29 protein-coding genes and 2 tRNA genes are annotated in these 25,708 nt (G+C 67.4%); 14 read left to right on the top strand and 17 right to left on the bottom strand.

What is annotated here, in order from left to right; genetic code table 11:
• Window positions 1–16: 16 nt before the first annotated feature.
• The 3 genes from AC1DOQ_RS01570 to AC1DOQ_RS01560 are packed head-to-tail and all read right to left on the bottom strand — an operon-like array spanning window position 17 to window position 2,519.
• Window positions 17–1,456, bottom strand: coding sequence for a hypothetical protein (locus tag AC1DOQ_RS01570; protein ID WP_477359574.1), 1,440 nt, complete (start codon window positions 1,454–1,456; stop codon window positions 17–19).
• Window positions 1,457–1,882, bottom strand: a complete 426-nt coding sequence (locus AC1DOQ_RS01565) for an ExbD/TolR family protein (RefSeq protein ID WP_477359571.1) — start codon at window positions 1,880–1,882, stop codon at window positions 1,457–1,459.
• Window positions 1,872–2,519, bottom strand: coding sequence for a MotA/TolQ/ExbB proton channel family protein (locus tag AC1DOQ_RS01560; protein ID WP_477359568.1), 648 nt, complete (start codon window positions 2,517–2,519; stop codon window positions 1,872–1,874). The genes AC1DOQ_RS01565 and AC1DOQ_RS01560 overlap by 11 nt, the downstream gene beginning before the upstream one ends.
• Before the next feature lie 197 nt (window positions 2,520–2,716).
• Here AC1DOQ_RS01560 and AC1DOQ_RS01555 point away from each other — a divergent pair, with 197 nt between their 5' ends.
• From AC1DOQ_RS01555 to AC1DOQ_RS01545, 3 genes are read left to right on the top strand one after another with little or no spacing between them, the layout of a single operon-like run.
• Window positions 2,717–3,106 carry a VOC family protein gene (locus tag AC1DOQ_RS01555; protein ID WP_477359564.1) on the top strand — a complete coding sequence of 130 codons (390 nt, stop codon included), beginning with the start codon at window positions 2,717–2,719 and terminating at the stop codon, window positions 3,104–3,106.
• Window positions 3,107–3,112: 6 nt separating this feature from the next.
• Entirely contained in the window at window positions 3,113–3,646 is a 534-nt protein-coding gene (locus tag AC1DOQ_RS01550; RefSeq protein ID WP_477359562.1) for a hypothetical protein, read from the top strand.
• Window positions 3,647–3,656: 10 nt separating this feature from the next.
• Complete coding sequence (locus AC1DOQ_RS01545) at window positions 3,657–4,142, top strand: hypothetical protein (RefSeq protein ID WP_477359559.1); 486 nt, start codon at window positions 3,657–3,659, stop codon at window positions 4,140–4,142.
• Between the two features lie 3 nt (window positions 4,143–4,145).
• Here the strand turns inward: AC1DOQ_RS01545 and proB are convergent, their stop codons facing one another.
• From proB to rplU, 5 genes are all read right to left on the bottom strand, one after another.
• Complete coding sequence (gene proB, locus AC1DOQ_RS01540; protein ID WP_477359556.1) at window positions 4,146–5,273, bottom strand: glutamate 5-kinase; 1,128 nt, start codon at window positions 5,271–5,273, stop codon at window positions 4,146–4,148.
• Entirely contained in the window at window positions 5,270–5,680 is a 411-nt protein-coding gene (locus tag AC1DOQ_RS01535; RefSeq protein ID WP_477359553.1) for a hypothetical protein, read from the bottom strand. Before AC1DOQ_RS01535 ends, proB begins: the two co-directional genes overlap by 4 nt.
• A gap of 1 nt (window position 5,681) precedes the next feature.
• A complete protein-coding gene (cgtA, locus tag AC1DOQ_RS01530; RefSeq protein WP_477359550.1) occupies window positions 5,682–6,794 on the bottom strand; it encodes an Obg family GTPase CgtA in 1,113 nt (370 codons plus the stop codon).
• Between the two features lie 189 nt (window positions 6,795–6,983).
• Window positions 6,984–7,256, bottom strand: coding sequence for a 50S ribosomal protein L27 (gene rpmA / locus AC1DOQ_RS01525; protein WP_047824517.1), 273 nt, complete (start codon window positions 7,254–7,256; stop codon window positions 6,984–6,986).
• A 38-nt stretch (window positions 7,257–7,294) separates the two neighbouring features.
• Entirely contained in the window at window positions 7,295–7,606 is a 312-nt protein-coding gene (rplU, locus tag AC1DOQ_RS01520) for a 50S ribosomal protein L21 (protein ID WP_036230184.1), read from the bottom strand.
• Between the two features lie 268 nt (window positions 7,607–7,874).
• On the opposite strand from rplU, the gene ispB reads away from it, so the two are divergent.
• From ispB to AC1DOQ_RS01480, 8 genes are all read left to right on the top strand, one after another.
• Complete coding sequence (ispB, locus tag AC1DOQ_RS01515; RefSeq protein WP_477359547.1) at window positions 7,875–8,864, top strand: octaprenyl diphosphate synthase; 990 nt, start codon at window positions 7,875–7,877, stop codon at window positions 8,862–8,864.
• A gap of 51 nt (window positions 8,865–8,915) precedes the next feature.
• Window positions 8,916–8,992, top strand: a tRNA-Pro gene (locus tag AC1DOQ_RS01510).
• Between the two features lie 33 nt (window positions 8,993–9,025).
• Window positions 9,026–9,102 (top strand) — tRNA-Pro (locus tag AC1DOQ_RS01505).
• A gap of 311 nt (window positions 9,103–9,413) precedes the next feature.
• Window positions 9,414–9,602, top strand: a complete 189-nt coding sequence (locus AC1DOQ_RS01500; protein ID WP_477359830.1) for a hypothetical protein — start codon at window positions 9,414–9,416, stop codon at window positions 9,600–9,602.
• A gap of 16 nt (window positions 9,603–9,618) precedes the next feature.
• Window positions 9,619–9,867: a TerC family protein gene (locus AC1DOQ_RS01495; protein ID WP_477359822.1), complete on the top strand. Its 249-nt coding sequence runs from the start codon at window positions 9,619–9,621 to the stop codon at window positions 9,865–9,867.
• Between the two features lie 32 nt (window positions 9,868–9,899).
• A complete protein-coding gene (locus AC1DOQ_RS01490; RefSeq protein WP_477359544.1) occupies window positions 9,900–10,388 on the top strand; it encodes a MarR family winged helix-turn-helix transcriptional regulator in 489 nt (162 codons plus the stop codon).
• Window positions 10,381–11,130 carry a class I SAM-dependent methyltransferase gene (locus AC1DOQ_RS01485; RefSeq protein ID WP_477359541.1) on the top strand — a complete coding sequence of 250 codons (750 nt, stop codon included), beginning with the start codon at window positions 10,381–10,383 and terminating at the stop codon, window positions 11,128–11,130. Before AC1DOQ_RS01490 ends, AC1DOQ_RS01485 begins: the two co-directional genes overlap by 8 nt.
• Window positions 11,131–11,166: 36 nt before the next feature.
• A complete protein-coding gene (locus AC1DOQ_RS01480; RefSeq protein WP_477359538.1) occupies window positions 11,167–11,817 on the top strand; it encodes a glutathione S-transferase family protein in 651 nt (216 codons plus the stop codon).
• Window positions 11,818–11,823: 6 nt separating this feature from the next.
• On the opposite strand, the gene AC1DOQ_RS01475 is transcribed toward AC1DOQ_RS01480, so the two are convergent.
• Window positions 11,824–13,026, bottom strand: coding sequence for an MFS transporter (locus AC1DOQ_RS01475; RefSeq protein WP_477359535.1), 1,203 nt, complete (start codon window positions 13,024–13,026; stop codon window positions 11,824–11,826).
• 99 nt (window positions 13,027–13,125) lie between these two features.
• Here AC1DOQ_RS01475 and AC1DOQ_RS01470 point away from each other — a divergent pair, with 99 nt between their 5' ends.
• A complete protein-coding gene (locus AC1DOQ_RS01470; protein WP_477359532.1) occupies window positions 13,126–14,070 on the top strand; it encodes a LysR family transcriptional regulator in 945 nt (314 codons plus the stop codon).
• Between the two features lie 2 nt (window positions 14,071–14,072).
• Here the strand turns inward: AC1DOQ_RS01470 and AC1DOQ_RS01465 are convergent, their stop codons facing one another.
• The 8 genes from AC1DOQ_RS01465 to AC1DOQ_RS01430 all read right to left on the bottom strand — a co-directional run bounded on the left by AC1DOQ_RS01465 (window position 14,073) and on the right by AC1DOQ_RS01430 (window position 25,001).
• A complete protein-coding gene (locus tag AC1DOQ_RS01465) occupies window positions 14,073–14,702 on the bottom strand; it encodes a head GIN domain-containing protein (protein WP_477359529.1) in 630 nt (209 codons plus the stop codon).
• 100 nt (window positions 14,703–14,802) lie between these two features.
• A complete protein-coding gene (locus AC1DOQ_RS01460) occupies window positions 14,803–17,511 on the bottom strand; it encodes a molybdopterin-dependent oxidoreductase (RefSeq protein ID WP_477359526.1) in 2,709 nt (902 codons plus the stop codon).
• Window positions 17,512–17,523: 12 nt separating this feature from the next.
• The gene (locus tag AC1DOQ_RS01455) at window positions 17,524–18,741 is read right to left on the bottom strand and encodes an NAD(P)/FAD-dependent oxidoreductase (RefSeq protein ID WP_477359522.1); all 1,218 of its coding nucleotides are present in this window, start codon (window positions 18,739–18,741) and stop codon (window positions 17,524–17,526) included.
• Window position 18,742: 1 nt separating this feature from the next.
• A complete protein-coding gene (gene nirD, locus AC1DOQ_RS01450) occupies window positions 18,743–19,090 on the bottom strand; it encodes a nitrite reductase small subunit NirD (RefSeq protein WP_477359519.1) in 348 nt (115 codons plus the stop codon).
• An 18-nt stretch (window positions 19,091–19,108) separates the two neighbouring features.
• Window positions 19,109–21,637, bottom strand: coding sequence for a nitrite reductase large subunit NirB (nirB, locus tag AC1DOQ_RS01445; RefSeq protein WP_477359516.1), 2,529 nt, complete (start codon window positions 21,635–21,637; stop codon window positions 19,109–19,111).
• 12 nt (window positions 21,638–21,649) lie between these two features.
• The gene (locus AC1DOQ_RS01440; protein ID WP_477359513.1) at window positions 21,650–22,945 is read right to left on the bottom strand and encodes an MFS transporter; all 1,296 of its coding nucleotides are present in this window, start codon (window positions 22,943–22,945) and stop codon (window positions 21,650–21,652) included.
• A 219-nt stretch (window positions 22,946–23,164) separates the two neighbouring features.
• The gene (locus AC1DOQ_RS01435) at window positions 23,165–24,319 is read right to left on the bottom strand and encodes a CmpA/NrtA family ABC transporter substrate-binding protein (RefSeq protein ID WP_477359510.1); all 1,155 of its coding nucleotides are present in this window, start codon (window positions 24,317–24,319) and stop codon (window positions 23,165–23,167) included.
• Window positions 24,320–24,368: 49 nt separating this feature from the next.
• Entirely contained in the window at window positions 24,369–25,001 is a 633-nt protein-coding gene (locus AC1DOQ_RS01430; RefSeq protein ID WP_477359507.1) for an ANTAR domain-containing response regulator, read from the bottom strand.
• Window positions 25,002–25,192: 191 nt separating this feature from the next.
• Here AC1DOQ_RS01430 and AC1DOQ_RS01425 point away from each other — a divergent pair, with 191 nt between their 5' ends.
• Entirely contained in the window at window positions 25,193–25,432 is a 240-nt protein-coding gene (locus tag AC1DOQ_RS01425; protein ID WP_477359504.1) for a hypothetical protein, read from the top strand.
• Window positions 25,433–25,457: 25 nt separating this feature from the next.
• Window positions 25,458–25,625, top strand: a complete 168-nt coding sequence (locus tag AC1DOQ_RS01420; RefSeq protein WP_442122634.1) for a hypothetical protein — start codon at window positions 25,458–25,460, stop codon at window positions 25,623–25,625.
• The last annotated feature ends 83 nt before the right edge of the window (window positions 25,626–25,708 follow it).

Genomic DNA, 25,708 nt, shown 5'->3' with positions numbered 1-25,708 from the left:
CATCCCTGGCGCCATGTCATGGAGGCGTGAGGACGACGGAAAAGAACATCAGGTTGGTGCCGTTGTAGAGCTTCAGCAGGATCGTGTTGCGGCCCTTGTGGAAGTGCAGCTTGCGCTGGCCTTCGGTCAGGTTCAGCAGGGCCATCTGCGTGTCCAGCGTGTAGAAGGGCTGGCGATACCAGGGCTTGTCGCCGTCGCCGCTGGTCCAGACCAGGCGCTCGTTGAACCACAATTTCGTGTCGTCGTCCCCGCCGATGTGCATCCACATATCGGTGTCTTCCTCGACCATGACCTCGGTGTAGGCATAGTAGACCGCGCTCTCGGCGCGCGGGCGCGGCACGAAGGGATAGTCGGCATCCTGCTGCCAGACCCAGCGCACCGCTTCGTCGTTCTTGCCGTAGTAGACCGCGTCCAGGTCAAGGCCGCGCTCGGGCGGATAGACGGTCTCGATGCTGTCGCGCCCGCGGCCGGCGAAGGGCCCGATCACGTACCAGGTATTCAGATAGATACGGTTGGCGTAGCTGCCGCCGCGGCCCAGCGTACGGCCCGCGCCGGTGCGCACCGCGGCGGCGTCGACGACCGGCGGCGCGAGGAATTCTCCGTAGCGGCGCTGATCGCTGAAGCCTTCGCTGGACATGTCCAGGCTGCTGCCGGCGAGCGCATACGGCGTGTTCATTCCGAGGCCGCTGGCCAGGGCGTCGAGCCGGCCGCCGATCGACGCCGACTGGCCGCCCGGACCGTTGGTGGCGGCGCCGCCGTTCATGGCCCCCAGCCCGCCCTGCCCGGCTTGAGCGGTCTTCGCGAGCTGGCCGCCCGGCCCGCCCTGGCCGCCGCGGCTGCCCGGGCCACGCTGCTGCCCCTGCTGGCTCAGCTTGACGCCCTGCTGCTGCGCCATCAGCTGGGCACGGCGCTGCGCCAATGCGGCCATGGCCTCGGCGGCCAGCCTGGCCACCACCGCTTCCGGACGGTCCTTGGGCAGCGGCGGCTTCAGCTTGGCCGCCTCTTCGGCCCGCACGCGCCTGAGCGCTTCCTTCTCTGGAATGTCCAGCAGACGCGCCATCTCGGCGGCGCGCACTTCCTGCTGCACCTTGCCGATCGCCTCCATCAGCTGGCGCGCCCGCGCCGCCGGATCGCCGGCCGGTGGCGCGCCCTTCGCTCCGCCCTGCCTGTTCCCTTCCGCGGGCGCGCGGCCGCGGCTCTTCTCGAGCGCGTCCCTGATCTCTTCCATGTCGCGCAACTGGCGCTGCATCTCGCGGCGCCCGGTCTGCTGCAGCGATTCGTTCACCTGCGCGCGCAGACCCTCGTCGCGCCGGAGTTCCACGCGCACCGGGCCGGCGCCGACCAGGGCAAGCAGCAGCACGCCATGCGCTGCCGCCGACAGCGGCAGCCAGGGCCGGCGCAGCGCCAGCTCCCACAGGCTCGCACGCTCGAGCTTCGGATCGGCCGGGGCGTCCATCTACTGCCGCCGCGTCAGCATCGCGATATTCGTCAGGCCCTCGAACTGGCACAGGTCCAGCACGCGGACGATGCTCTGGTAATGCACGCGGCCGTCGCCCTCAATGCGCACCGGGCGTCCCGGCTGGCGCCTTGCCTCGTCGCGCAGGCGCTCGTGCAGGGCCTCGGTGCCCATGCCTTGTCCGCCGATCGAGACGACGCCGGCCTGGTCGACCCGGATCACCAGCGGATCGGGCGCCGCCTGGGCGCGCACCGGCGTCGCACTGGCGCGCGGCAGCTGGATCGGCAGCGGCTTGTCCTTGTGCTGCTGCTCCTTCTGCTTGAACGAGGTCGCGACCATGAAGAACATCAGCAGGAAGAAGATGCAGTCGATCAGCGCGATCAGGCCGATCTCGGGCTGCTCGTCGTCGCCGAGGTCAATGCGCACGGTGTTTCTCCCCCATGTGCTCCCGCATGCGGGTCTCGTCCAGCAGCCTGCCCAGCTGGCGTTCGAGCTTGATGCCGATATTGACCATGCGGTTGCGGAAGAAGTGGTGCATCGCCAGCGCGGGCAGCGCCACCGACAGGCCGGCCGCGGTGTTCACTAGCGCCTTCGAAATGCCGCCCGCCAGCAGGGTCGGATCGCCCATGCCGTTGAAGGCGATCACGTGGAAGGCTTCGATCATGCCGATCACGGTGCCCAGCAGGCCGACGATGGGCGCGATGGTGGCCACCACGTTGAGCGCATAGGCCTTCTGCTGCTGCAGGCGCAGTTCGGTGGACGCGATCTCGGCGGAGCGCGCCGACAGGGTCTCGACCGGCAGGCGCGGATGGCCGGCCATGAATTCCAGCACCCGCGCCAGGCTGCTGCGGCTGGCGCCGGCGAGGGCCGCCAGGGCCGTGTAATCGCCGGCGCGCCACAGGTCGAGGGCTTCGTCGGCCAGCGCCTGCGGCGCCACTTTCGGCGCCCGGAAGTTGGCGAAGCGTTCGAGCGACACGGCCAGCGCCAGCACGGACAAGGCGCCGATCACGACGATGCCGGTGCCGCCCTCCAGCAGCTGGGAGGCGAGGTTCAATTCCTGCATGGCTGTCCTTTCCGTGGATGTTCTTGATTTCCACATAATGTAGCACGAAGCATCCATTGGATAGCAATGCTTATTTCCATTCTTGCGCAACATAATTACTCCGCGCATACCTGCTCAAGCTCGCCGCATCAGTTAAGGCTTCCAGTCATGCAACAATCCACGCACATTCGCCGCTCATAAACTGTTAGTCTTGCAACATGTTTTCTCATGTGTTCGTCGGCACGACCGACTTCGACCGCTCGCTCGCCTTCTACGAACCGCTGATGTCCCTGCTCGGCCTCGCGCAGCGCTTCTGCGACCGCTCCCGCCCCTGGGCCGGCTGGCAAGTGCCGGGCCAGCCGCGGCCGCTGTTCCTGGTCGGCGCGCCCTTCGACGGCGAGCACGCCGCCGGCAACGGCCAGATGACGTCCTTTCTCGCTCCCGACCGCGCCACCGTCGACCGCGCCCATGCCCTCGCGCTCGCCCACGGCGGCAGCTGCGCCGGTGCACCGGGACTGCGTCCCGGCTATCACCCCGGTTATTACGGCGCCTATTTCCGCGACCCCGACGGCAACAAGCTGTGCGTGGTTTGCCATGACACGATCTGAACCACTATGACGCTGAACGATTTTTCCCGTTCCACCCCGCTGCTTGCCTGCCTGTCCCTGGTCTGCGCCTGCAGCAGGACGGCTCCCGCACAGGACCCCGCCCGCGATATCGAGAGCGCCCGCCGCAATGCCGAAGCCGTGCATGCCGCACTGTCCGCGCTGCCGCCGGCATGCGCGTTGGGAACGGCTGCGCTGGCGCCGCAGGGCAGCTGGCTGAACGCACCGAAGGCAATGCCGGAGCCCGGCCGGCCTTCCACCTTCGTCGAGCTGTTCGACACGACGGTCACCGCCGGCGCCGTGCGCGCTGGACTGAACCGCGCGGCGCTCGCCGCGCTCGACAAGGTGGAAATCCGCGACGCCGAAGGCAGGTGGGCCGAGCTCGCACCGGTCGGCGTCCACCAGGCGCCGGCCGGCTGCGACTACGTGTGGCTGCAGCAGGACCTGGGCGGCGCGCGCCGGGTGACGGCATTGCGCTACACTTTCCGCCGCAGCGCGGAGCCGGTGACCTTGGCCGATGCCGCGATCTTCACATCGGATTAAGGAGGACACCATGGCTGGGCATTTCATGACACGTGCGCGTACCCGGTGGCTGCTGGTGTTGATGACGCTGAGCTGTGCGGCGGCGGCGCAGGCCGTCACCGGCGTGCGCTATGGCGTGGCACCGGAACTGGACTGCAAACAAGCGGGCAAGGCGGCCGCGCAAGGCCGCTGGGTGGAGGCGAACGGCGTCGCCGTCGAAGGCAGTCCCGGGCGCCGGATGAGCCTGAGCTTCGACGAAGCGGTCGCCACCGACATGATCCATGCCGCGATGAACGGGATGGCCGCACGTGACCTTGCGCTGGTCGAAGTGCAGGATGGGAACGGTGGCTGGCACAAGGCCTGGGAGGGACGCATGGCGGCGCCCGCGCCAGGTGTCGAGCAGGCCTGCTTCGAACAGCAGCTGCCGCAGACGCAGGTGGTGCAGGCGCTGCGCTTCACGTTCCGCGCGGCGGAAGACCAGGTCGAGCTCAATCACGCGGCGCTGCTGCGCCGCTGACTGTCAGAGCAGCACCAGGTTATCCCGGTGCACCAGCTCCGGCGCCTCGACATAACCGAGGATGGACTCGATCTCGGACGAGGCATGGCGCATGATGCGCTTCACTTCGGAAGCGGTGTAGTTGGTCAGCCCGCGCGCGATCTCGGCGCCGTCTTCGCTCACGCAGGAGACCATGGCGCCGCGCCCGAACTCGCCGCGCACGGCGGACACGCCGATCGGCAGCAGCGACTTCCCTTCCTTTACCAGTTTCTGCACGGCGCCGGCATCCAGCACCAGTTCGCCGGCCGTGTGCAGGTGGTCGACCATCCACTGGCGGCGCGCGGTCAGGCGCGCGGTCGGCGCCAGCAGCTGGGTGCCGATCGCCTCGCCGCCGGCCAGGCGCACCAGCACATTGTCTTCCCTGCCCCAGGCGATCACGGTATGTGCGCCCGAACGCGCGGCGCGCTTGGCGGCCAGCACCTTGGTCAGCATGCCGCCGCGGCCGATGCTGCTGCCGGCGCCGCCGGCCATCGCTTCGAGCGTGGTGTCGCCGGCTTCGGCTTCCTGGATCAGCTTCGCGGCCGGGTCCTTGCGCGGATCGGCCGAGTACAAACCCTTCTGGTCGGTGAGGATCACCAGGGCGTCGGCCTCGATCAGGTTGGCGACCAGGGCGCCGAGGGTGTCGTTGTCGCCGAACTTGATCTCGTCGGTGACCACGGTGTCGTTCTCGTTGATGATCGGGACCACGCCCAGGCGCAGCAAGGTGGTGAGGGTCGAGCGCGCGTTCAGGTAGCGTTCGCGGTCGGCCAGGTCGGCGTGGGTCAGCAGCACCTGGGCGGTCTTGACGCCGTGGGTGGCGAAGCTGGTTTCGTAGATCTGGGCCAGGCCCATCTGGCCGCAGGCGGCGCAGGCTTGCAGTTCGTGGATGTCGGTCGGGCGCGCGGAAAAGCCGAGGCGCAGCATGCCTTCGGCGATCGCGCCGGAAGACACCAGCACGACTTCCTTGCCGAGGGTGCGCAGCGAGGCGATCTGCGCGGCCCAGCGCGCGATCGCGGCGTTATCGAGGCCGCGGCCTTCGTTGGTGACGAGCGAGGAGCCGACCTTGACGATGATGCGGGCGGCCTGTTGGATGACGGAGGTGGCAGGATTCATGGCGACAGAAGCTTTCCGTGCGGGCGGAGCAGCAGCAGCGCCAGGCCGACCAGCAGCTCGATCCCGCTAACGACGAACAATGAGCCCTGGGGCAGGCCGATCGCGAAGGACGCGACGATGCGGCCGAGCGGCTGCGCCAGGATGAATAATGCTGCGAGGTCGCCGAGGATGGGCTGGTCGCCCCGCCTGGCCGCCAGCAGAGCCAGCCCCGCGGTGGCGAGGCGGACTCCGACGTAGATGGCGTAGAACTGGCTGTAGCCGTTCACGCCGACGAGAAACAGGCCCAGCGCGTTGGCGATCCGGTCCGGATCGAGCAATGCCGACAGCGCGGCCAGCGAACTGGCCGTGGCGGTCACCTGCAGCAGCTGGCTGCGCAGGTGGAGGCGGCGCGACGGGCTTGGCAGCAAATCAGTCTTCGAGGATCTTGAAGCGGGGATCGTCCGGATCGATGGACGAGATGCCGCGCGCTTCCTCGGTCATCTGCTTTTCTTCCGAGCGCTGTTCCGCGTGACGCTTCTCTTCCAGGTACTGGTAGATCGCGTGGATGAGGTCTTCGCAGCCTTCGCGGTTCAGGGCCGAGATCTCGAACACGGGGCCCTTCCAGGCCAGTTTCTTGACGAAGTCCTTGACCAGCTTCTTGCGCTCGTCTTGCGGCACCACGTCCAGCTTGTTCAGTACCAGCCAGCGCGGTTTGTTGACCAGTTCCTCGTCGTACTTCTCGAGTTCCTTGACCAGGGCCTTGGTGTCCTTGACCGGGTCGCTCTTGCCGTCCGCCGGCGCAAAGTCGACGATGTGCAGCAGCAGGCCGGTGCGGCTCAGGTGGCGCAGGAACTGGTGCCCGAGACCGGCGCCTTCCGCCGCGCCTTCGATCAGGCCCGGGATGTCGGCGATCACGAAGCTCTTCGCGTGCGAAACGCGCACCACGCCGAGGTTCGGATGCAGGGTCGTGAACGGGTAGTCGGCGATCTTCGGCTTGGCGTTCGACACGGCCGTGATGAAGGTCGACTTGCCGGCGTTCGGCATGCCCAGCAGGCCGACGTCGGCCAGCACCTTCAGCTCGAGGCGCAGCGCGCGGCGCTCGCCTTCCTTGCCTTCGGTCTTCTGGCGCGGCGCGCGGTTGGTCGAGGTCTTGAAGTGGATGTTGCCCCAGCCGCCCTCGCCGCCCTTGGCCAGCAGTTCGACCTGCTCGTGTTCGGTGAGGTCGGCGATGATCTCGCCATTGTTGTCGTCGATGATCAGGGTGCCGACCGGCATGCGCAGGTAGACATCCTCGGCGCCCTTGCCGTAGCAGTCGGAGCCGCGGCCCGGTTCGCCGTTGCGCGCCGTGTGGACCTTGGAGAAACGGAAATCGACCAGCGTGTTGACGTTGCGGTCGGCGATCGCCCAGATCGAGCCGCCGCGGCCGCCGTCGCCGCCGTCCGGGCCGCCGAAGGGACGGAATTTCTCGCGTCGGAACGAGGCGCAGCCGTTGCCGCCGTCACCGCCGATGACTTCGATTCTTGCTTCGTCGATAAACTTCATGATGAACCACCAAAACTGAGGGCTATGTCACTGTTAAATGTGCCACAAGATGGGCCCATGGATCCGCACTTAACGGTGACAACGCCAGAAATTAAAAAGGCCCTACCTGAGGGCAGAGCCTATCGATTGCAAGGCTTGCGCCTCACGTCGCGGAACCTTGCCAGAGCGAGGTTCCGCTGGCCGCTTTATTTAAGCAGCGACTGCTTCAGCAGCAACGACGGTCACGTACTGCTTCGAGCCGACGCCTTGCTTGACGAACTTCACGGTACCGTTCACCAGGGCGAACAGGGTGTGGTCCTTGCCCAGGCCAACGTTGGTGCCCGGACGGATGGTGGTGCCGCGCTGACGCATGATGATGCCGCCTGCGTTGATCGACTGGCCGCCGTAGACTTTCACGCCAAGGCGTTTGCTTTCTGAGTCACGGCCGTTGCGGGTAGTACCGCCGCCTTTTTTGTGTGCCATTTAGATGCTCCTTGATGACTGATGAGGACGCGCGGCAATTAGCCGTTGATCGCAACCACTTGGATTTCGGTGTAGTTCTGGCGATGGCCCTGACGCTTCTGGTAGTGCTTACGACGACGCATCTTGAAGATACGCACTTTGTCGTGACGACCGTGCGAAACAACAGTCACGCGAACCGAAGCACCTTCCACCAGCGGAGCACCAAACTTGATGCTCTCGCCCTCGCCGACGGCGAGAACCTGATCGATAGTGAGTTCGGAACCAATGTCTGCCGGTATCTGTTCTACTTTGAGTTTTTCGCCAGCGACAACTTTGTATTGCTTGCCACCGGTTTTTATGACCGCGTACATGATTTGAAACCTCATTGATTGTTTAAAGAAATTCCAGCGAACCCGGCGTACAGCGGGCCCAGGATTCGGGGAACAGAGGATTATACATAATTTGGTGCAGGGCGTCAAAACTGCTGTGGCAACGAAACCTCATGCCGCTCCCGCTGCCGCGCGTGGCAAAGCCTCCTCCCGGCCAAACCGGTGTGAAAAAGCGCGAGATTTGCTTGCTTATCGTATAATCGCGCCACTTATCACATCCACACCGCCCATAACGTCACGCAGGTCCGCCTTGTCCGCCGCCACCAACACCGCCCAACAGAACCCCATCACCCGCACGATCGCAGCCGACATGGAGGCCGTCAACGGCGTGATCCGACAGCGGCTTCAGTCGGACGTCGCACTGGTGAACCAGATTGCCGAATACATCATCAGCGCCGGCGGCAAGCGGATCCGTCCGGTACTGGTGTTGCTGCTTGCTAACGCCTACGGCTACCAGGGCGCCGGCCACCACGAACTGGCCGCCGTCGTGGAGTTCATCCACACCGCGACCCTGCTGCACGACGACGTGGTCGACGAATCCTCGATGCGCCGCGGCCGCCAGACCGCCAACGCGATGTTCGGCAACGCCGCCTCGGTGCTGGTCGGCGACTACCTGTACTCGCGCGCCTTCGAGATGATGACCAGGCTGGACAACATGCGCGTGATGGAAATCCTGTCGCGCGCCACCACCGTCATCGCCGAGGGTGAAGTCCTGCAGCTGCTGAACATGCACGATCCGGACGTCACCCAGGAAAGCTACCTGACCGTGATCCGCTCCAAGACCGCCAAGCTGTTCGAGGCCGCCGCCCAGCTCGGCGCCCTGGTGGCCGGCGCCAACGATGCCCAGATCGACGCCGCCGGCGAATACGGCCGCTCGCTGGGCACCGCGTTCCAGCTGATCGACGACGTGCTCGACTACGCCGGCGACGCCGCCGAGATCGGCAAGAACGTCGGCGACGACCTGCGCGAAGGCAAGCCCACCCTGCCCCTGATCTACGTGATGGAAAACGGCAGCGCCGAGCAGCGCGAACTGATCCGCAGCTGCATCGAACAGGGCGACGAGACCCATTTCGACGCCGTGCTGTCGGCCGTCACCACCAGCGGCGCGCTCGACTATACGCGCCGCGAAGCCGAAGCCGCCGCCGGGCGCGCAGCCGCCGCCATCGCCGACTTGCCGGAGAGCGAATACAAGCAGAGCCTGCTCCAGCTGTGCAGCTTCGCAGTTGACAGGAACCACTGAGGCAACTATAGTAATGCCTTCCCGAGATTCGGCGACGAGTCTCAAACCAGTCGGGGTGTAGCTTAGCCCGGTAGAGCGCTACGTTCGGGACGTAGAGGCCGGAGGTTCGAATCCTCTCACCCCGACCATCAGTTTTTTCCCTCAGCAGTACCCATACCAGTCGGGGTGTAGCTTAGCCCGGTAGAGCGCTACGTTCGGGACGTAGAGGCCGGAGGTTCGAATCCTCTCACCCCGACCACCTCATCTTGCTGGTTCTCAGCGATCCTTCCTTCCAACCGCCTTCACTCCGCTCTACGCTGTTTCAGCAATTTATTGATTTCGTTAACGGCGTTCTGCTCGTCGATCTGAAACCATTCGGCTCGATGGTGGCCTTGAGCGTCTGGAAACCGACAAAGAGGCCGCCGGCTCCCATGAGGAACGACGCCAGATCAGCCTTGCCATTGATGGTTGCCCAGGCAGCAGCGCTCGCACGGCTCGATACGGCATCGGCAAATTGAGGGCAAGGTGCCGCGACACCGCTTGCCGCACCCCCATGGCAACATGGCGGACATGAAAAAACGTGCACACAAGCAGGATGAGGATGCCTTCCGGCGCTTCATGCGCAAACTTACCGCAGCTCTGCCGTCCGAAGGAGTGCAGGCCGATCCGGACGAGGCGAGGATCGCCGAACTGGAACGGCGCGTCAACGCGATACGGCGCGGCATGCGCAGGACGGCAAGGCGCCCCGCCGCCCCATAGGCCAGGCCGCCGCCGGCTGTTCCTGGTCCTGGTCCTGATGCCGGCCGAGGCCGCGGACCTGGTGTTCGCGCTGGACGCCGCTCCCGCCGTTCTCGCCGTCACCAGGGATCCCTTCATCGTGTTCGCCTCGAACATCCTCGTCATCCTCGCCATCCTCGTCTTCATCGGCGCCAGGATGCTGCTGCCGGACGTGCTCGGGTCGATGCTGGCGGCGGCGATCGCGGCCAATCCGCCGACGTCGAGGACGGCTCCGCCGCGCCGTTGAATTTACATTAGCGCTAATGTATTATCTGGCGCATGGACACCAGACAGAATCCCGGACTCGGCGAACTGCTCCGCTACGTCAACGACCTCGTCGAACAGGGCGCCGAGGAGCATTACCGTGCCATGCGCCTGAATTACCGGGCGCGCTACACGCCGGTATTGCGCGCCCTGCATGCCGGCGCCCGCACCGTCACCGACATCACCGAACGGACCCGCCTGACGCAAGGCGCGATCAGCCAGACCGTCGCCCTGCTGGACGGCGACGGGCTCGTGTCGCGCCACGCCCTCGACGACGGCCGCAAGACCGGCATCCGGCTCACCGCCGCCGGCCGCGCCCTGGTCCGCAAGCTGGAACGGCACTGGACCGCGACCTTTGCCGCCATCGACCGCCTGGAACGGGAAATCGGCTATCCGCTCAGGCGGGTGCTGGAGGCCGCCGCCGGAGCCCTGGAGCGCGAAGGCTTCGCATCCCGCGTGATGGCCGCGAAAACCGAACTACAAGGAGAGAACGCCAATGACTAATCCACCGGCACGCAACTGGTTCGACCAGGGTGGCCGCGCCTACGCCCGCTTCCGCCCCGAATACCCGCGCGAGCTCGCGGCCTACCTCGCCTCGCTGGCGCCGGACCACGACACCGCCGTCGACGTCGGCTGCGGCAACGGGCAACTGACCCAGCTCCTGGCACCGTATTTCGGCAAGGTGGTCGGGCTCGACCCGAGCGCCGACCAGATCGAGAACGCCATCCCGGACGAGCGCATCGATTACCGCTGCGCGCCGGCCGAGCAGCTTCCCCTGCCCGACGCCAGCGCCAGCCTGGTCACGGCCGCCCAGGCCGCGCACTGGTTCGACCTGCCGGCCTTCTACCGCGAGGTGCGCCGCATCGCCAGGCCGGGTGCGGTCGTGGCCCTGATCAGTTACGGCGTGATGAAACTCGAAGCGGAACTCGACGAGCGCTTCCAGAAGTTCTACCGGGACGAGATCGGGCCCTACTGGCCGCCGGAGCGCAAGCTGGTCGACAGCGGCTACGCCACCATCGACTTCCCGTTCGAGGAACTGGCGCCGCCCGCGCTCGAGATCCGCCTCGACTGGCACCTGTCCGAATTCCTCGGCTACCTGACCACCTGGTCGGCCGTGCGCAGCGCCAGGGAAGCGGGACGGGAAGACCTGCTGATCGCCTTCGCCAACGATATCGGCGCGGCCTGGGGCGATCCGAACCGCAGGCGGCCGGTGCGCTGGCCCATCAATATGCGGATCGGTAGATAATCACCATTCGATCGCCATCGCCGAAAGGACCCGCACATGAGCATCACCATCACCGCATTCGAACGCTCGCCGGACGGCGGCAAGGGGCTGGCGCGCGACACCCGCGTGCGCTGGGCACTGGAAGAAGCCGGCCAGCCCTATGAGGTGCGCCTGCTGTCCTTCGGCGCGATGAAGGAGGCCGCCCACCTGGCGCTCAATCCCTTCGGCCAGATCCCGACCTACGAGGAAGACGGGCTGGCGCTGTTCGAGACCGGCGCGATCGTCTTCCATATCGCCCAGCGCTTTGCCGGCCTGCTGCCGGCGGATGCGCATGCCCGGGCACGCGCCATTACCTGGATGTTCGCGGCGCTGAATACCGTGGAGCCGCCTATCCTCGACCTGTTCACCGCCAGGATCCTCGAGGGCGACAAGCCCTGGGCCGCGGAGCGCCTGCCGCTGGTCGGGGATCGCTTGCGTAAGCGCCTGCAGCAGCTGTCCGCCCGACTTGGCGATGCCGACTGGCTCGACGGCGCATTCAGCGCGGGCGACCTGATGATGGTGTCGGTGCTGCTGAGGGCAAGGCCGTCCGGCATCCTGGGCGAGTTCCCGAACCTTGCCGGTTATGTCGCACGCGGCGAAGCACGCCCGGCCTACCGGCGCGCTTTCGCCGCGCAGCTGGCGGTCAATACCGCCCCGCCGCCGGGCTGATCCCGTTCAGTGGCGGGCCCGCAGGCGCACCAGCAGCGCGCCGATCGAGGAGACGGTGGCCAGGAGCACCACGCCGGTCCAGCCCCAGGCCGCCAGGGCCTGGGCACCCAGCAGGCCGCCCAGCGACATGCCGACGAACATGCAGGTCATCAGGATCGCGTTCAGGCGGCTGCGCGCTTCCGGTGCGATGCCGTAGACGATGGTCTGGTGCGAGATCAGGCTGGCCTGCACGCCCAGGTCGAAGCCGACCGTGGCCAGTGCCAGCAGGGCCAGCTGGGCGGGCGCCGGCAGCAGCGGCATCAGGAACATCGATGCGAACGAGACCACGGTCACGCCGACGGTGATGCGGATGACGCGGGCCGGGCCATGGCGGTCGGCGAGGCGGCCGGCGAAGGGTGCGGCCAGGGCGCCCATGGCGCCGGCCAGGCCGAAGGAGCCGGAGGCGGCCGAACCGAGGTGGAACGGGGCTTCGTGCAGCATCACGGCCAGGGTCGACCAGAAGGCCGAGAAGCCGAGCGCCAGCAGGGCCTGGGCCAGCGCGGCCTGGCGCAGCTTCGGATATTCGACCCACAGGTGGGCCAGCGATTTCAGCAGCGCCGGATACGGCTGGTTGCTGGTCGGCGCAAAGCGCGGCAGGCCCTTGGCCAGCACCACCGCCAGCAGCGCGACGCTGGCCGCGGCGGCGATGAAGACCGTGCGCCAGCCGAAGTTCTCGGCGACGAAGCCGCTCACCACGCGCGACAGCAGGATGCCCATCAATAGGCCCGTCATCACGGTGCCGACCGCCTTGCCGCGCTCGTGCGGCGGGGCCAGCGTGGCGGCGGCGGGGACGATGTCCTGGGCCACGGTGGCAAACAGGCCGACCAGCAGGCTGGCCGCCAGCAGCACGCCGAGGCCGGGCGCCAGGCCGGTCAGCAGCAGCGCCGCGCTCAGGATCACGGCCTTCAGCAGGATGATGTTGCGGCGGTCGAAACGGTCGCCCAGCGGCGCGAGCAGCAGCAGGCCGATCGCGTAGCCGAACTGGGTGAGGGTCGGAATCCAGCCGATCTGGCGCGGGCTGGCGTGCAGGTCGCCGGCCAGCACGCCGAGCGTCGGCTGGCTGTAATAGAGGGCGGCGACGGTCAGGCCGGTGCCGCCGGCCAGCAGGAAGGTCAGCGACGACGATAGATGCGGCTGGGCCGGTTTCACGGTGGTGGTAGCGGAATTCATGGCTGGTATTGATGTTGGCTTCGAGGATGGTGCCATTATCGCCAGTACGGCCAGCGTATGGTAGACGCGCGTAACGTCGAAGTGTTATACGATGGACGTATGAACCTTGACCTCAACGGCGTCGTTTCCACCGCCGATCGCATGATGCTCGTGGAGACCTTCGTTCGCATCGTGGAGGCCGGCAGCCTGTCGGCGGCGGCGCGGCTATTGGAAACCACCCAGCCGACCATCAGCCGGCGCCTGAAGACCCTGGAGAAATCGCTGGGCGTGCGCCTGCTGCAGCGCTCCACCCACGCGATGAAGCTGACCGACGACGGCATGCGCTGCTATACGCGGGCCAAGGAGCTGATCGCCGGCTGGCAGGAATTCGAGAGCGAGATCCGCGGCGCCGGCGAGGAACCGGTCGGGCTGCTGCGCGTGATCGCGCCGCACGCCTTCGGCCAGCAGCAGCTGGTGACGCCGCTGGTGGAGTACCTGAAGCGCTATCCGAAGATGACGGTCGACTGGACCCTGCACGACCGCACCCCGGACTTCATCGCCGAAGGCATCGACTGCGCGATCCGGGTCGGCGACATTCCCGACCCTTCGGTGGTGGCGATCCGGCTGGGCGAGGTGCCGCGCATCGTGGTGTGCGCGCCCGCCGTGCTGGAAGGCGGCGCGCTGCCCACGCACCCGGAGCAGCTGGCGGCCCTGCCCTGGATCTCGGTCTTCCCCTTCTACCGCAACGAGGTCGCGCTGACCCACGGCCAGAGCGGCGAGACGCTGCGCATTCCGATCCAGCCGCGCATGTTCACCGACAACCTGTACGCGATGCGCAATGCGGCCATGCTGGGCGTGGGCGTGGCGCTCGGCTCGTCCTGGGCGCTGCGCGAGGAACTGGAGGCCGGCCGCCTGGTGCAGCTGACGCCGGACTGGCATGCCGCGCCGCTGCCCATCCACCTGATCTATCCGCCGGCGCGCTTCTATCCGGCGCGTCTGCGGCGCTTCATCGACATCATGAAGGTAGCGGTGCCGCAGGCGTTCGGGATCCTGCCACCGGGCTGAGTTCAGTCGCCTGCCTTGACCGAGCCGATGCCGCCGACCGATTTGTTGACCGTGGCCGGCTTGCCGTAATAGGTCAGGCTGCCCATGCCCTGCACGACGGCGTCGAGCCTGTTCTTCGCATAGACCTTGACGTCGCCGATGCCGCGGAAGCGGATGTCGACGTCGTTGGCGATCAGGGCCCTCGAATCGACTTCGCCCACGCCTTCGGCCTGCATCTTGAAGGTCTTCACTTCGCCGTTGATGCCCATGCTGCCGGCGCCGCGGTAGTTCACGTCGAGGCGCTCGCCGCGGATGTGATTCAGCTTGATCTCGCCGGCGCCTTCGACGGCGATGGCGCGCAGCTCCGGCATGGTGATGGCGATGCGCTGGTCGCCATCCTTGGAGCTGTAGCTCTTGTTACGCATGTGCAGGCGCAGTTCTCCATTCACGACTTCGCTCGTCAGCTCCTTGATGAAGCGGGGGTCGCCGCGCACCGTCAGCGACTGCGCCTTGCCGGCGTCCACGGTGACGCTGATCGGACCCTGCACGCTGATCGAGGTGAAGCCCGGCGTGGTGCGGACCTCGCTCTCCGCCTGCGCGCCGGCGGCGGCGATGGAAAGGGCGGCGGCAACTGCAAGTGTGAATGGGCGCATTGCATACTCTCGGTGGGGTTAAGGTGAAATCATTGTAAGCATGAAGCCCCTCCCATATTGCATTTTTGAGATGGAATGCAGGATTCGCCGCCCGAACGGTTCAAACGCTTTCCTTTTCCGCTGCATGGACTTCCGCCAGCAGCGCACGAATCTCCGGCACGCAGGAGCCGCAATTGCCGCCGGCCTTGACGCAGGCCGTGACCTGCGCGGCGTCCCGCAGGCCGTGCTTTTCGATGGCGATGCGGATGGTGTTGCGGCCCACGCCGAAGCAGGAGCACACGGTCGGTCCCGGATCGGCGCCCTGCTCCCTCGCGCGGCCGGACAGCAGGCCGATGCGGTCCTGCTGCGTCAAGGCCGCCTTGCCGAACATCTGCGCCAGCCAGGCGCGTGCGGGCAGGTCCTGGCGCTGCGACACGAACAGGCAGGCTTCGATGCGCCCGTCGACCAGGTGGGCGGCGCGGTAGACGCCGCCGCCGCGGTCTTCGAGCTCGATCCAGTCGGCGTCTTCGTCCTCCACCCGCAGCAGGCGGCGCGCCCAGCCGGCGGCGTCGGCGAAGGGATGGCGTCCGGCCAGCTCGTAGCGGATGAAGTCCGTGCCCTGGATGCGAGTCCAGTTGGCGGCATCTTCCAGCGGCAGCGCGGCGCGGCTGAGGATGAAGCCGTACCAGCGCACGCCGAAGGGCTCCACGCGCACCGGCGTGTGCTTGAATTCCGGCTCGCCCGAGACCGGATCGACCGCCGGGTTCACCACCGCGCCGACCCGCGCATCGGAAGCCGTCTGGCCGCTCCAGTGGATCGGCATGAACACGCTGCCGCGCGCGATGCCGCCGCCATGCCGCACCCGCGCCACGCTCGCGCCCCAGCGGCTGCTCACGCGCGCCAGCTCGCCCTCCTTCACGCCGCACAGCAGCGCGTCCTGCGGGTGCAGGTCGACGAAGGGTTCCGCCACGTGCTCGGCCAGCCTGGCGGAGCGGCCGGTGCGGGTCATGGTGTGCCACTGGTCGCGCACGCGGCCGGTGTTCAGCACCAGCGGATAGTCGGCGTCGGGCGCGTGCGCCGGCAGCCGGGCGCGGGTGGCGACGAAGCGCGCCTTGCCGTCGGGCTGGGAAAACATGCCGTCGCCGAACAGGCGTTTCGCGCTGTCGCCGGGACGGCGCACCGGCCACTGCACTGGCGCCAGGGCATCGTATTCGCGGCGCGTCATCCCGGCCAGGCCGCTGATGTCGAACAGGCGGCGGCGCTGGCTGCCGGCGCCGTTCTGCCAGCCCGACAGGCGGGCATGTTCGTCGAAGATCTGGTGCGGCGACGTGAAATCGAAGCCCTTGAAGCCCATGCGGCGCGCGACTTCGCAGACGATCTCCCAGTCCGCCTTCGCCTGCCCCGGCGCGGACAAAAAGGCGCGCTGGCGCGAGATGCAGCGCTCGGAATTCGTGACCGTACCGTCCTTCTCGCCCCAGCCGAGGGCCGGCAGCAGCACGTGGGCCAGCGCGTTGGTGTCGGTGCCGGCCACGATGTCGGAGGCTACCACCAGCTCGCACTTCGCCAGCGCGCGGCGGGCCTGGTCCGCATCCGGCAGGCTGACCAGGGGATTGGTCGCCATGATCCACACGGCCTTGACCTTGCCCTCCTCGATCGCGCGGAACAGGTCGACCGCCTTCAGTCCCGGCTTGTCCGCCATCCACGGCGCGTCCCAGAAGGCCTGCAGGGCGGCGCGCTGGGAAGCATCCTCCAGTTCCATGTGGGCGGCCAGCATGTTGGCCAGGCCGCCGACTTCGCGCCCGCCCATCGCGTTCGGCTGGCCGGTCAATGAGAACGGTCCCATGCCGGGGCGGCCGATGCGCCCCGTGGCCAGGTGGCAGTTGATGATGGCGTTGACCTTGTCGGCGCCGCTGGACGACTGGTTCACGCCCATGGTGAAGGCGGTGACGGTCTTCTCCGTGTTCGCGAACAGCTCGTAGAAGGCCAGCAGCTGGCCCGGGTCGAGCCGGCAGGCCCTGGCCACGTCCAGCAGGCTGCCGGCCTGCCCTGCCGCATCCAGCGCATCGCCCAGGCCGGCCGTATGCGCATCGACGAAGCCGGCATCGAGCGCGCCCCGGGTCGCCAGATACGCCAGCAAGCCGTTGAACAGCCAGACGTCGCTGCCCGGCCTGAGCGGCAGGTGCAGGTCGGCCAGGTCGCAGGTGGCGGTACGGCGCGGATCGATCACGACGATCTTCATCTGCGGCCGCGCTTCCCGGGCGCGGGCGATGCGCTGGTACAGGGTCGGATGGCACCAGGCCGCGTTCGAGCCCACCAGCACCACCAGGTCGGCCAGTTCGAAATCTTCGTAGCAGCCGGGCACGATGTCTTCGCCGAAGGCCCGCTTGTGGCCGGCCACGGCGGAAGACATGCACAGGCGCGAATTGGTGTCGATGTTCGCGCTGCCGATATAGCCCTTCATGAGCTTGTTGGCGACGTAGTAATCCTCGGTCAGCAGCTGGCCGGAGACGTACAGGGCCACCGCATCCGGGCCGTGTTCGGCGATGATCTTCCGGAAGCCGCCGGCGACCCTGTCGAGCGCGTCCGCCCAACTGGCCTCGTGCAGACCGCCTTCGGTGCGCAGCATCGGCGCCGTCAGCCTGTCTTCCAGGCCGACGGTCTCGCCCAGCGCCGCGCCTTTCACGCACAGCCTGCCCCGGCTGGCCGGATGCTCGTCGTCGCCGGCGATCGCAAGCGCGCCGTCCTGGCCGACCTGGGCGCGCACGCCGCAGCCGACGCCGCAATAGGGACAGGTGGTACGAACGGTGGTGGGAATGGCGGACAGCTTCATGCGGAGTTCCGGTTATGCCGCCGCCAGGGCCTGGGCCTGGCCGAACAGCAGGTGGTTGCGGATGGAAGAGATGTCGCTGCGGTTCTGGATCAGCTCGAAGTACCAGGGGCCGTCGGCGACGTCGCCGTAGAGCACCACGCCCAGCAGGCGGCGCCCGCCCACCACCAGGCGCTTGTAGACGCCGCCGCGGCGGTCGCGCAGCACCAGGTCTTCGCTGGCATCAAAGCCGACGATGTCGCCGGCCGAGTACAGGTCGACGCCCGTCACCTTCAGCTTGGTGGCGGTGGCCTGCTGCACGTAGCGGCGGTGGCCGGCGCCCGCCAGGTGGGCCGCGCAGACCCGGGCCTGGTCCCAGATCGGCGCCACCAGGCCGAAGGTGGCGCGGCGGTGCTGCACGCATTCGCCGACGGCGTAGATGCGCGGGTCGTAGGTCTGCAGGGTGTCGTCGACCACGATCGCGCGTTCGACGTGCAGGCCGGCTTCCTGCGCCAGCGCGACGTTGGGCCGCACCCCGGCCGCCATCACCACCAGGTCGGCCGGGATGGTCTCGCCGCCGTCGAAACGCAGCGCCTGTACTCTCCCTTCGCCTTCGATGGCGGCGGTCTGGCGGCTCAGCAGGATGCGCAGGCCGCGCCGCTCCAGCGAGGCGCGCAGCAGCTCGGCGGCGGGCGCATCCAGCTGCTGGTTCATCAGGCTGGCGGTCACGTGCACCACCGTCACCTCCATGCCCCGGCGCAGCAGGCCGTTGGCGGCCTCCAGGCCCAGCAGGCCGCCGCCGATCACCACCGCGCGGCCGCCCGCACGCGCGGCCGCCAGCATCGTGTCGACGTCGTGCAGGTCGCGAAAGCCGATCACGCCCGGCAGTTCGTGGCCGGGGACCGGCACGATGAAAGGCTTCGAACCGGTGGCCAGCAGCAGCCGGTCGTAAGCCACGGCCAGGCCGGACGCCGCGTGCACGGTGCGGCGCTGGCGGTCGATGCGCACGACCGGGTCGCCCGCGTGCAGCGTGATGCCGTGCTCCGCATACCAGTCGCGCGGGTGCAGCATGATGTCCTCGACCGTCTTCTCGCCGGCCAGCACCGGCGACAGGAGGATGCGGTTGTAGTTACCGTACGGCTCGGCGCCAAACACGGTGATGCGGTACCTGTCGCGGTCCAGCTTGAGCAGCTCCTCGACCGTGCGCATGCCGGCCATGCCGTTGCCGATCACGACCAGCGATGGCTTGTCCATGCTAGGCCCCTACCCAGACGTGGCCGTCCTGGACCCGCACCGGATAGCTGGACACCGAGTGCTGCGGCGCCTCCAGGCATTCGCCGGTCTGCAGGTCGAAGTGCTGCTTGTAGATGGGCGAGGCCACCACCACGCGCTCGCCGATGCTGCCGATCAGTCCGCGCGACAGCACGGCGGCATGCGAATTCGGATCGTAGTTGTCGATGGCGAACAGGCGCGGGGATTCCGCGCCGACGCGGAACACGGCCACCTGGCGCCCGTTCAGCAGGGCGCACACGCCGGTGTCCGGCACGATGCGCTCGAGGGGGCAGATGGCGTTCCATTGATTGAGTTGAATGTCGCGATGCATGTTTGCTCTCCTCGATGATCAGGCAGTACGAATGATGGGAATGAAGCGGCGTTCTTCCGGCGTCGCAGGCCTTTGCTGGCCGCGTTCCGGCATGAAGACCACGTTGTCGTCATGCTGGTCGCTGTTGACGAAGCTGCGGAAGCGCGCCCGCACGGCCGGGTCCTCGACCGCGTTCTTCCATTCATCGGCATAGCTGTCGACCACGCGCTGCATGTCGGCTTCGAGTTCGGCGGCCAGCCCCAGGCTGTCCTCGACCACCACCTGCTTCAGGTAGTCCAGGCCGCCCTCGAGGCCCTCGCGCCAGGTGCTGGTGCGCTGCAACCGGTCAGCGGTGCGCACGTAGAACATCAGGAAGCGGTCGACCAGCCTGGCGACCGCCGCTTTGTCCAGGTTCGAGGCCAGCAGCTCGGCATGCCGCGGCTTCATGCCGCCGTTGCCGCACACGTAGAGGTTCCAGCCTTTGTCGGTGGCGATCAGGCCGACGTCCTTGCCCTGGGCCTCGGCGCACTCGCGGGTGCAGCCGGACACGCCGAACTTGATCTTGTGCGGCGCCCGCAGGCCCTTGTAGCGGTTCTCCAGCGCGACACCGAAACCGATGCTGTCGCCCACGCCGTAGCGGCACCAGGTCGAGCCGACGCAGGATTTCACGGTGCGCAGCGACTTGCCGTAGGCGTGGCCGGACTCGAAACCGGCCGCGATCAGCTCTTCCCAGATCGACGGCAGCTGGTCGACCCGCGCGCCGAACATGTCGACGCGGGCGCCGCCGGTGATCTTGGTGTACAGGCCATACTTTTTCGCCACCTGGCCCACCGCGATCAGGCCGTCCGGCGTGACCTCGCCGCCGGGCATGCGCGGCACCACGGAATAGGTGCCGTCCTTCTGGATATTCCCGAGGAAGTAGTCGTTCGAGTCCTGCAGGCTGGCGTGCTCGGGTTTCAGCACGAAGTCGTTCCAGGTCGAGGCCAGGATGTTGGCGGCCACCGGCTTGCAGATGTCGCAGCCCAGGCCCTTGCCGTGCTTGTGCAGCAGCTCGCCGAAGGAACGCAGTCCGCCGACGCGGACCAGGTGGTGCAGCTCCTGGCGCGAGTAGGGAAAGTGCTCGCACAGGTGGTTGCTGACGGCCAGCCCGGCCTTCTTCATTTCCGCCTTCATGATCTGGTTCACCAGAGGCACGCAGCCGCCGCAGGCGGTGCCCGCATTGGTGCAGGCCTTGACGGCCGCGATATCGCAGGCGCCGCCCGCCACCGCATCGAGGATGGTGCCCTTGCTGACGGCGTTGCAGGAGCAGACCTGGGCCGTGGCCGGCAAGGCGTCGACGCCGATCGCCGGGCGCGCACCGCCCTCGCCCGCCGGCAGGATCAGGAACTCGGGCGCCGCGGGCAGCTTCAGGCCGTTCAGCATGGTCTGCAGCAGGCTGCCGTATTCGGCCGCATCGCCGACCAGCACCGCGCCGAGCAGGCGCTTGCCGCAGTCCGAGACCACGATCTTTTTATACACGCGCTTGCGCTCGTCGCTGAACTGGAAGCTGCGGCTGCCCGGCGTCGCCGCGTGGGCGTCACCGATCGAGGCCACGTCCACGCCCATCAGTTTCAGCTTGGTGCTCATGTCGGCACCGCCGAAGGTCGCTTGCTGGCCGAGCAGCGCGCGCGCCACCGTGCGCGCCATGTCGTAGCCCGGCGCGACCAGGCCGAAGGTCTGGCCGTTCCAGGCCGCGCATTCGCCGATCGCGTACATGTCCGGATCGGAGGTGACACAGGCATCGTCGATGGCGATGCCGCCGCGCGGGCCAAGCTCCAGGCCGCTGGCCCGCGCCAGCTCGTCGCGCGGGCGGATGCCGGCCGAGAACACGATCATGTCGGTCTCGAGGACGCTGCCGTCGGCGAATTCCATGCGGTGCATGGCCGCCTCGCCGTCGACGATGCGCAGCGTGTTCTTTTGCGTGTGCACCGTCACGCCCAGCGCCTCGATATGGGAACGCAGCATGCGCCCGCCCAGCTCGTCGACCTGCACCGCCATCAGGCGCGGCGCGAATTCGACCACGTGGGTCTCGAGCCGCATGTCGCGCAGGGCCTTCGCGCACTCCAGGCCCAACAGGCCGCCGCCGATGACCACGCCCGAACGCGCCGTCCCGCCGTGGGCGAGCATGGCTTCCAGGTCCTCGATGGTGCGGTAGACGAAGCAGCCGGCGCGCTCGCGGCCCGGCACCGGCGGCACGAAGGCAGAGGAACCGGTGGCGAAGACCAGCTTGTCGTAGCCCAGCACCTCGCCGCTCGCCAGGGTCACGGTTTTCGCCGCACGGTCGACCGAGGCTGCCTTGGCATTCAGCTTCAGGGTCAGGCCCGGGCGTTCGAAAAAGCCCGGCGCCACCAGCGACAGCTCGTCGGCGCTGCGGCCGGCAAAAAATTCGGACAAGTGCACCCGGTCGTAGGCCGGCCGCGGCTCCTCGCACAGGACGGTGACCTCGAAGGCGGAGGCGCCGGCATCGGCGTATAAAGTCTCGAGAAATTTGTGGCCCACCATGCCGTGGCCGATGACGATGAGTTTCATGATGCGGTTTCCTTATGCTGCGGCCGGCGCCGCGGTGTCGATGGCGGTGCTGGAGAAGCGCACGCCGATCGCGCACACGCTCGAGACCAGCACGGCGCCGCCGAGGATGAGCAGGGTCTGGCGCACGTCGCCCGTGCCTTTCATCAGGAAGCCGGCCAGCACCGCGCCGACATTGCCGCCCGCGCCGACGATGCCGGCCACGCCGCCCAGTGCCTTGCGGTTCACGAAGGGCACCAGCGCATAGGTGGCGCCGCAGGCCATGTGGGTGCACAGGCCGAAGGCCAGCATGGCGGCGATCGCCGGCACCACGCTGCCGGTCTGCGAGAACCACAGCAGGCCCAGGCCCTCGCCCACCATCAGGATGAACAGCAGGTTGACGCGGCTGTTCAGGTCTCCCTTCGCGGCCGCCTTGTCGGACAGCCAGCCGCCCAGGGCGCGGGCGAACAGGGCCAGCAGGCCGAAGCTGCCGGCCGCCATGCCGGCTGCCTTCAGCGAGAGCCCGAAATGGTCGACGTAATACACGGCGGCGACGTTGTGGATGAAGAGCTCGATGCCGAAGCAGGCGCCATAGGTCACGAACAGCAGCCAGGCGCGGTAGTTGCCGCAGGCCTGGACGAAGCTCGCCCAGCCGCCCTTGCCGCTGGCTTCGAAGGGGATGCCGGCGGCGCGCAGCTCGGCGTAATTGCCTTCCGGGCAGTCCTGGGTGAACTTCCAGTAGACCACGGCCATCACCAGCATCAGCACGCCCGGCACCAGCAGGGCCACGCGCCAGCCCATGGTCTCGCTCACGCCCAGCATGATCACGGCACCCATCAGCAGGGGCATGGTGGCCTGGGCCACGCCGCCGCCGCTGTTGCCCCAGCCGGCCGCCGCCGCGTTGGCGGTGCCGACCACGCGCGGGCCGAACATCACCGAGGTGTGGTACTGCGTGATCACGAAGCTGGCGCCGACCGCGCCGATCCCGAGGCGGAACAGCAGGAAGCTCTCGTAGCTCTGGGCCATGGCCACGCCCAGCACGGGAATGGCACCGAGAGCCAGCAGGCCGGTATAGGTCTTGCGCGGCCCGAAGCGGTCGCACAGCGGGCCGACCAGCAGGCGCACCAGGATCGTGATGGCGACCGCGGCGATGTTGATGTCGGCGATCTGGGACACCGACAGGTGGAATTCGCCCTTGATGACCGGCATCAGCGGCGCGCAGGCGAACCAGGCGAAGAAGCAGATGAAGAAGGCCATCCAGGTCAGGTGGAAGGCACGCATCTGTGGCGTGCCGATGGAGAACAACTGTAGGTGATTCGCTTTGCCGGCCATGATCGCTCCCGATAAAAAGAAAGGCGTCCGCTGCCTGGCCGAACACGTTTCATGTGTGCTCGGGTGCAGCGGACGCCGTTGTCCTGTGCGCCGGTTCCTCATTGAACCGGCTGAATTCATTTCAAGGGGATCGCCGTTGATCCTTGCAGGGAGTGTTTGCAAGAGCCGTGCCAGACGCCTTTCCCTCTGGGACGCCGGGATAGCCTCAGGCGGATCGCTTCATTGCGGTGCACCATGCCCGAAAACAGGGCGCGGCGCACCGTTCGCGAAGGACGAGATATAAGCGGCGGGGTCGCGGCCGTTCCAGATCCGGCCGTCGATCAGCACCGAGGAACGCAGCAGCGTGGCAGGCGCCGCCACGCCCGCCAGCACGGCGGCCTCGCGGTACAGGCCGACCCGGTTCACGCGCGCGGCCACCCCGTAGTAATCGGGATCTTCGCGCAGCAGGCTCCAGCGCCGGTGCTGGGTCATGAACCACATGCCGTCCGAGAGCCAGGGGAAGTTGGCCTCGCCGCCGGCGTGGAAGCACAGCGGGTCGGGATCCTGCCAGCGCCGTCCCAGGCCATCTTCGTAGAGACCCTGCAGGCGCGCGGCGATGACGGCGCGGCCGGCGTTCACATAGGCCGGGCTGGCCAGCACCTCGGCCGTGGCGTCGCGGTGCAGGGGCGAGGCGTCGATCCAGCGCGCCGCTTCCAGCAGCGCCGCCACCAGCGACCGGCAGGCTTGCGGATGGGCGTCGGCGAAGGCGGCGGTGGCGCCCAGCGCCTTGCCGGGATGGTCGGGCCAGATGTCCTGGCTGGTGGCCGCCGTGAAGCCGCTGCCGTCCAGCACCGCCCGCGCGCCCCAGGGCTCGCCCGCGCAAAAGCCGTCGATATGCCCGGCCGCCAGGCTGGCCGCCATCTGCCCTGGCGGCACCGTCGCCATCTGCACGTCGCGCAGCGGATCGATGCCGCTCGCCGCCAGCCAGTAATACAGGAACATCGCATGGTTCCCGGTCGGGAAAGTGTGCGCGAAGGTGAAGCGCCGGCGGCTCCTGCGGACCTGCGCCGCCAGCGCGGCGCCGTCCGTCACGCCGGCCTCGCCCAGCGCGCGCGACAGGGTGATGGCCTGGCCGTTGCGCGACAAATTCATCAGCACCGCCATCGGCACCGCGCGCGTGCCGATGCCCATCTCGACGCCGTACACCAGGCCGTAGAGGACGTGGGCGACGTCGAGGCTGCCGTTCAGCAGGCGGTCGCGCATGCCGGACCAGGAGTGTTCGCGGCTGAGGGCCAGTTTGATGCCGTGTTTTTCGTCGAGGCCGAGTACCGCGGCCATGATCAAGGGGGCGCAGTCGCTGAGCGGCATGAAGCCGGCTTGGATGGTTTTTTTCATATCAGGTTCCTGAGCGTCGTCTTCCTTTGTTACCGTCGTCCCGCGGTTCTCATAGGAGATCCTCGACGTCCAATACCCGCTGCGCCACCTCCGCCAACCTCAGCTTCCTGTTCATCGCCATGCTGCGCAGCTTCCGGTAAGCCTCTTCTTCATTGAGCCCGCTGCGCGCCATCAGCACGCCCTTAGCGCGCTCGACCAGCTTGCGGTCGGCCAGCTGGCGGCGGGTGTCGGAGAGTTCGTCGAGCAGCTTGCGCTCGCGCCGGAAGCGGGCCAGCGCCACGTCCAGCACCGGCTTCACGCGCTCGGCCTGCAGCCCGGCCACGATATAGGCGGAGACGCCGGCGCCGATCGCGGCGTCCATGCTGGTCGGATCCTGGTCGTCGGTGAACATCACGATCGGCCGCGGCTCGTCGCGGGTGGCGATCACGATGTGCTCGAGAACGTCGCGGGCGGCCGATTCGCTGTCGATGATGATCATGTCCGGCTGGATCTGGGCGATCCGTTCGGGCAGGAAGATATCGGCCGGCAGCGAGGCGACGATGTCGTAGCCCGATTCCAGCAAGCCGATGCGCAGCGCCGTGTTGCGCCGTGCCTGGGCCGCCGCGGCCTGTTCGCCGGCGCCGGGCGCGGTGTTGACCACAACGATGCGCAGGGTGCGCGGAACGGGAGGTGGCGATTTCATGCCTTGGGAATATGCAAGTTCCGGGCCAGACAGATATTTCCAGAGCGCATAACCGAAGTAAAGACGAGCCACAGTTATCCGTCAAGAAATATTCATCATGATGATGGAGAACATCACAAAGTAAAAGTTCACTTATGTCTTAATCCTCCCTATACTGCACCGCAACAACACAGTATTTATTGGAGAAAACAATGAGCACCGCAACCATCACCCAGGCGCAGAGCAAAGGTCTGCGCCACCAATTCGCAGAAACCGCCCGCACCATCCGCGCCTTCGCCATCGAACTGTATGTCGCCCACGGCGGCTGGTTCGCCCACGATGCCAAGCGCGACGAGCAGGCAAGCCGCCGCGAGATGCTGTCGCTGGCCGCCGCTGCCGAATCGCATAGCCCGAGCCTGTCGGCCGAGCTGCGCCACTTCGCTTCCAAGTAATTAAGTACTCACACAGGACACCATCATGACCCCAGTCGAATACGTCACCGTCGCCATCTCGGCCCTGGCCATCGTCACCCGCATCGTGTTCTTCATCCGCAACCCGACCGTGACCGCGCCGTCGGAACTGTGGATCGCGGATCACCCGCAAATGTGGATCGGCGACCCGTCGCGCCTGGAGAAGCTGCGCTAAGCTCTCCTGGTTGTTGCTCGCGTCTCCACACGCCCGGCATTGGCCGGGCGTTGTTTTTTCCAGATCGAATCCACGTTGCATCG

Source organism: Massilia sp. 01N417, assembly GCF_056399645.1.
The sequence above is the reverse complement of the archived record's forward strand: the minus strand, read 5'-3'. Positions and strand labels throughout refer to the sequence as shown.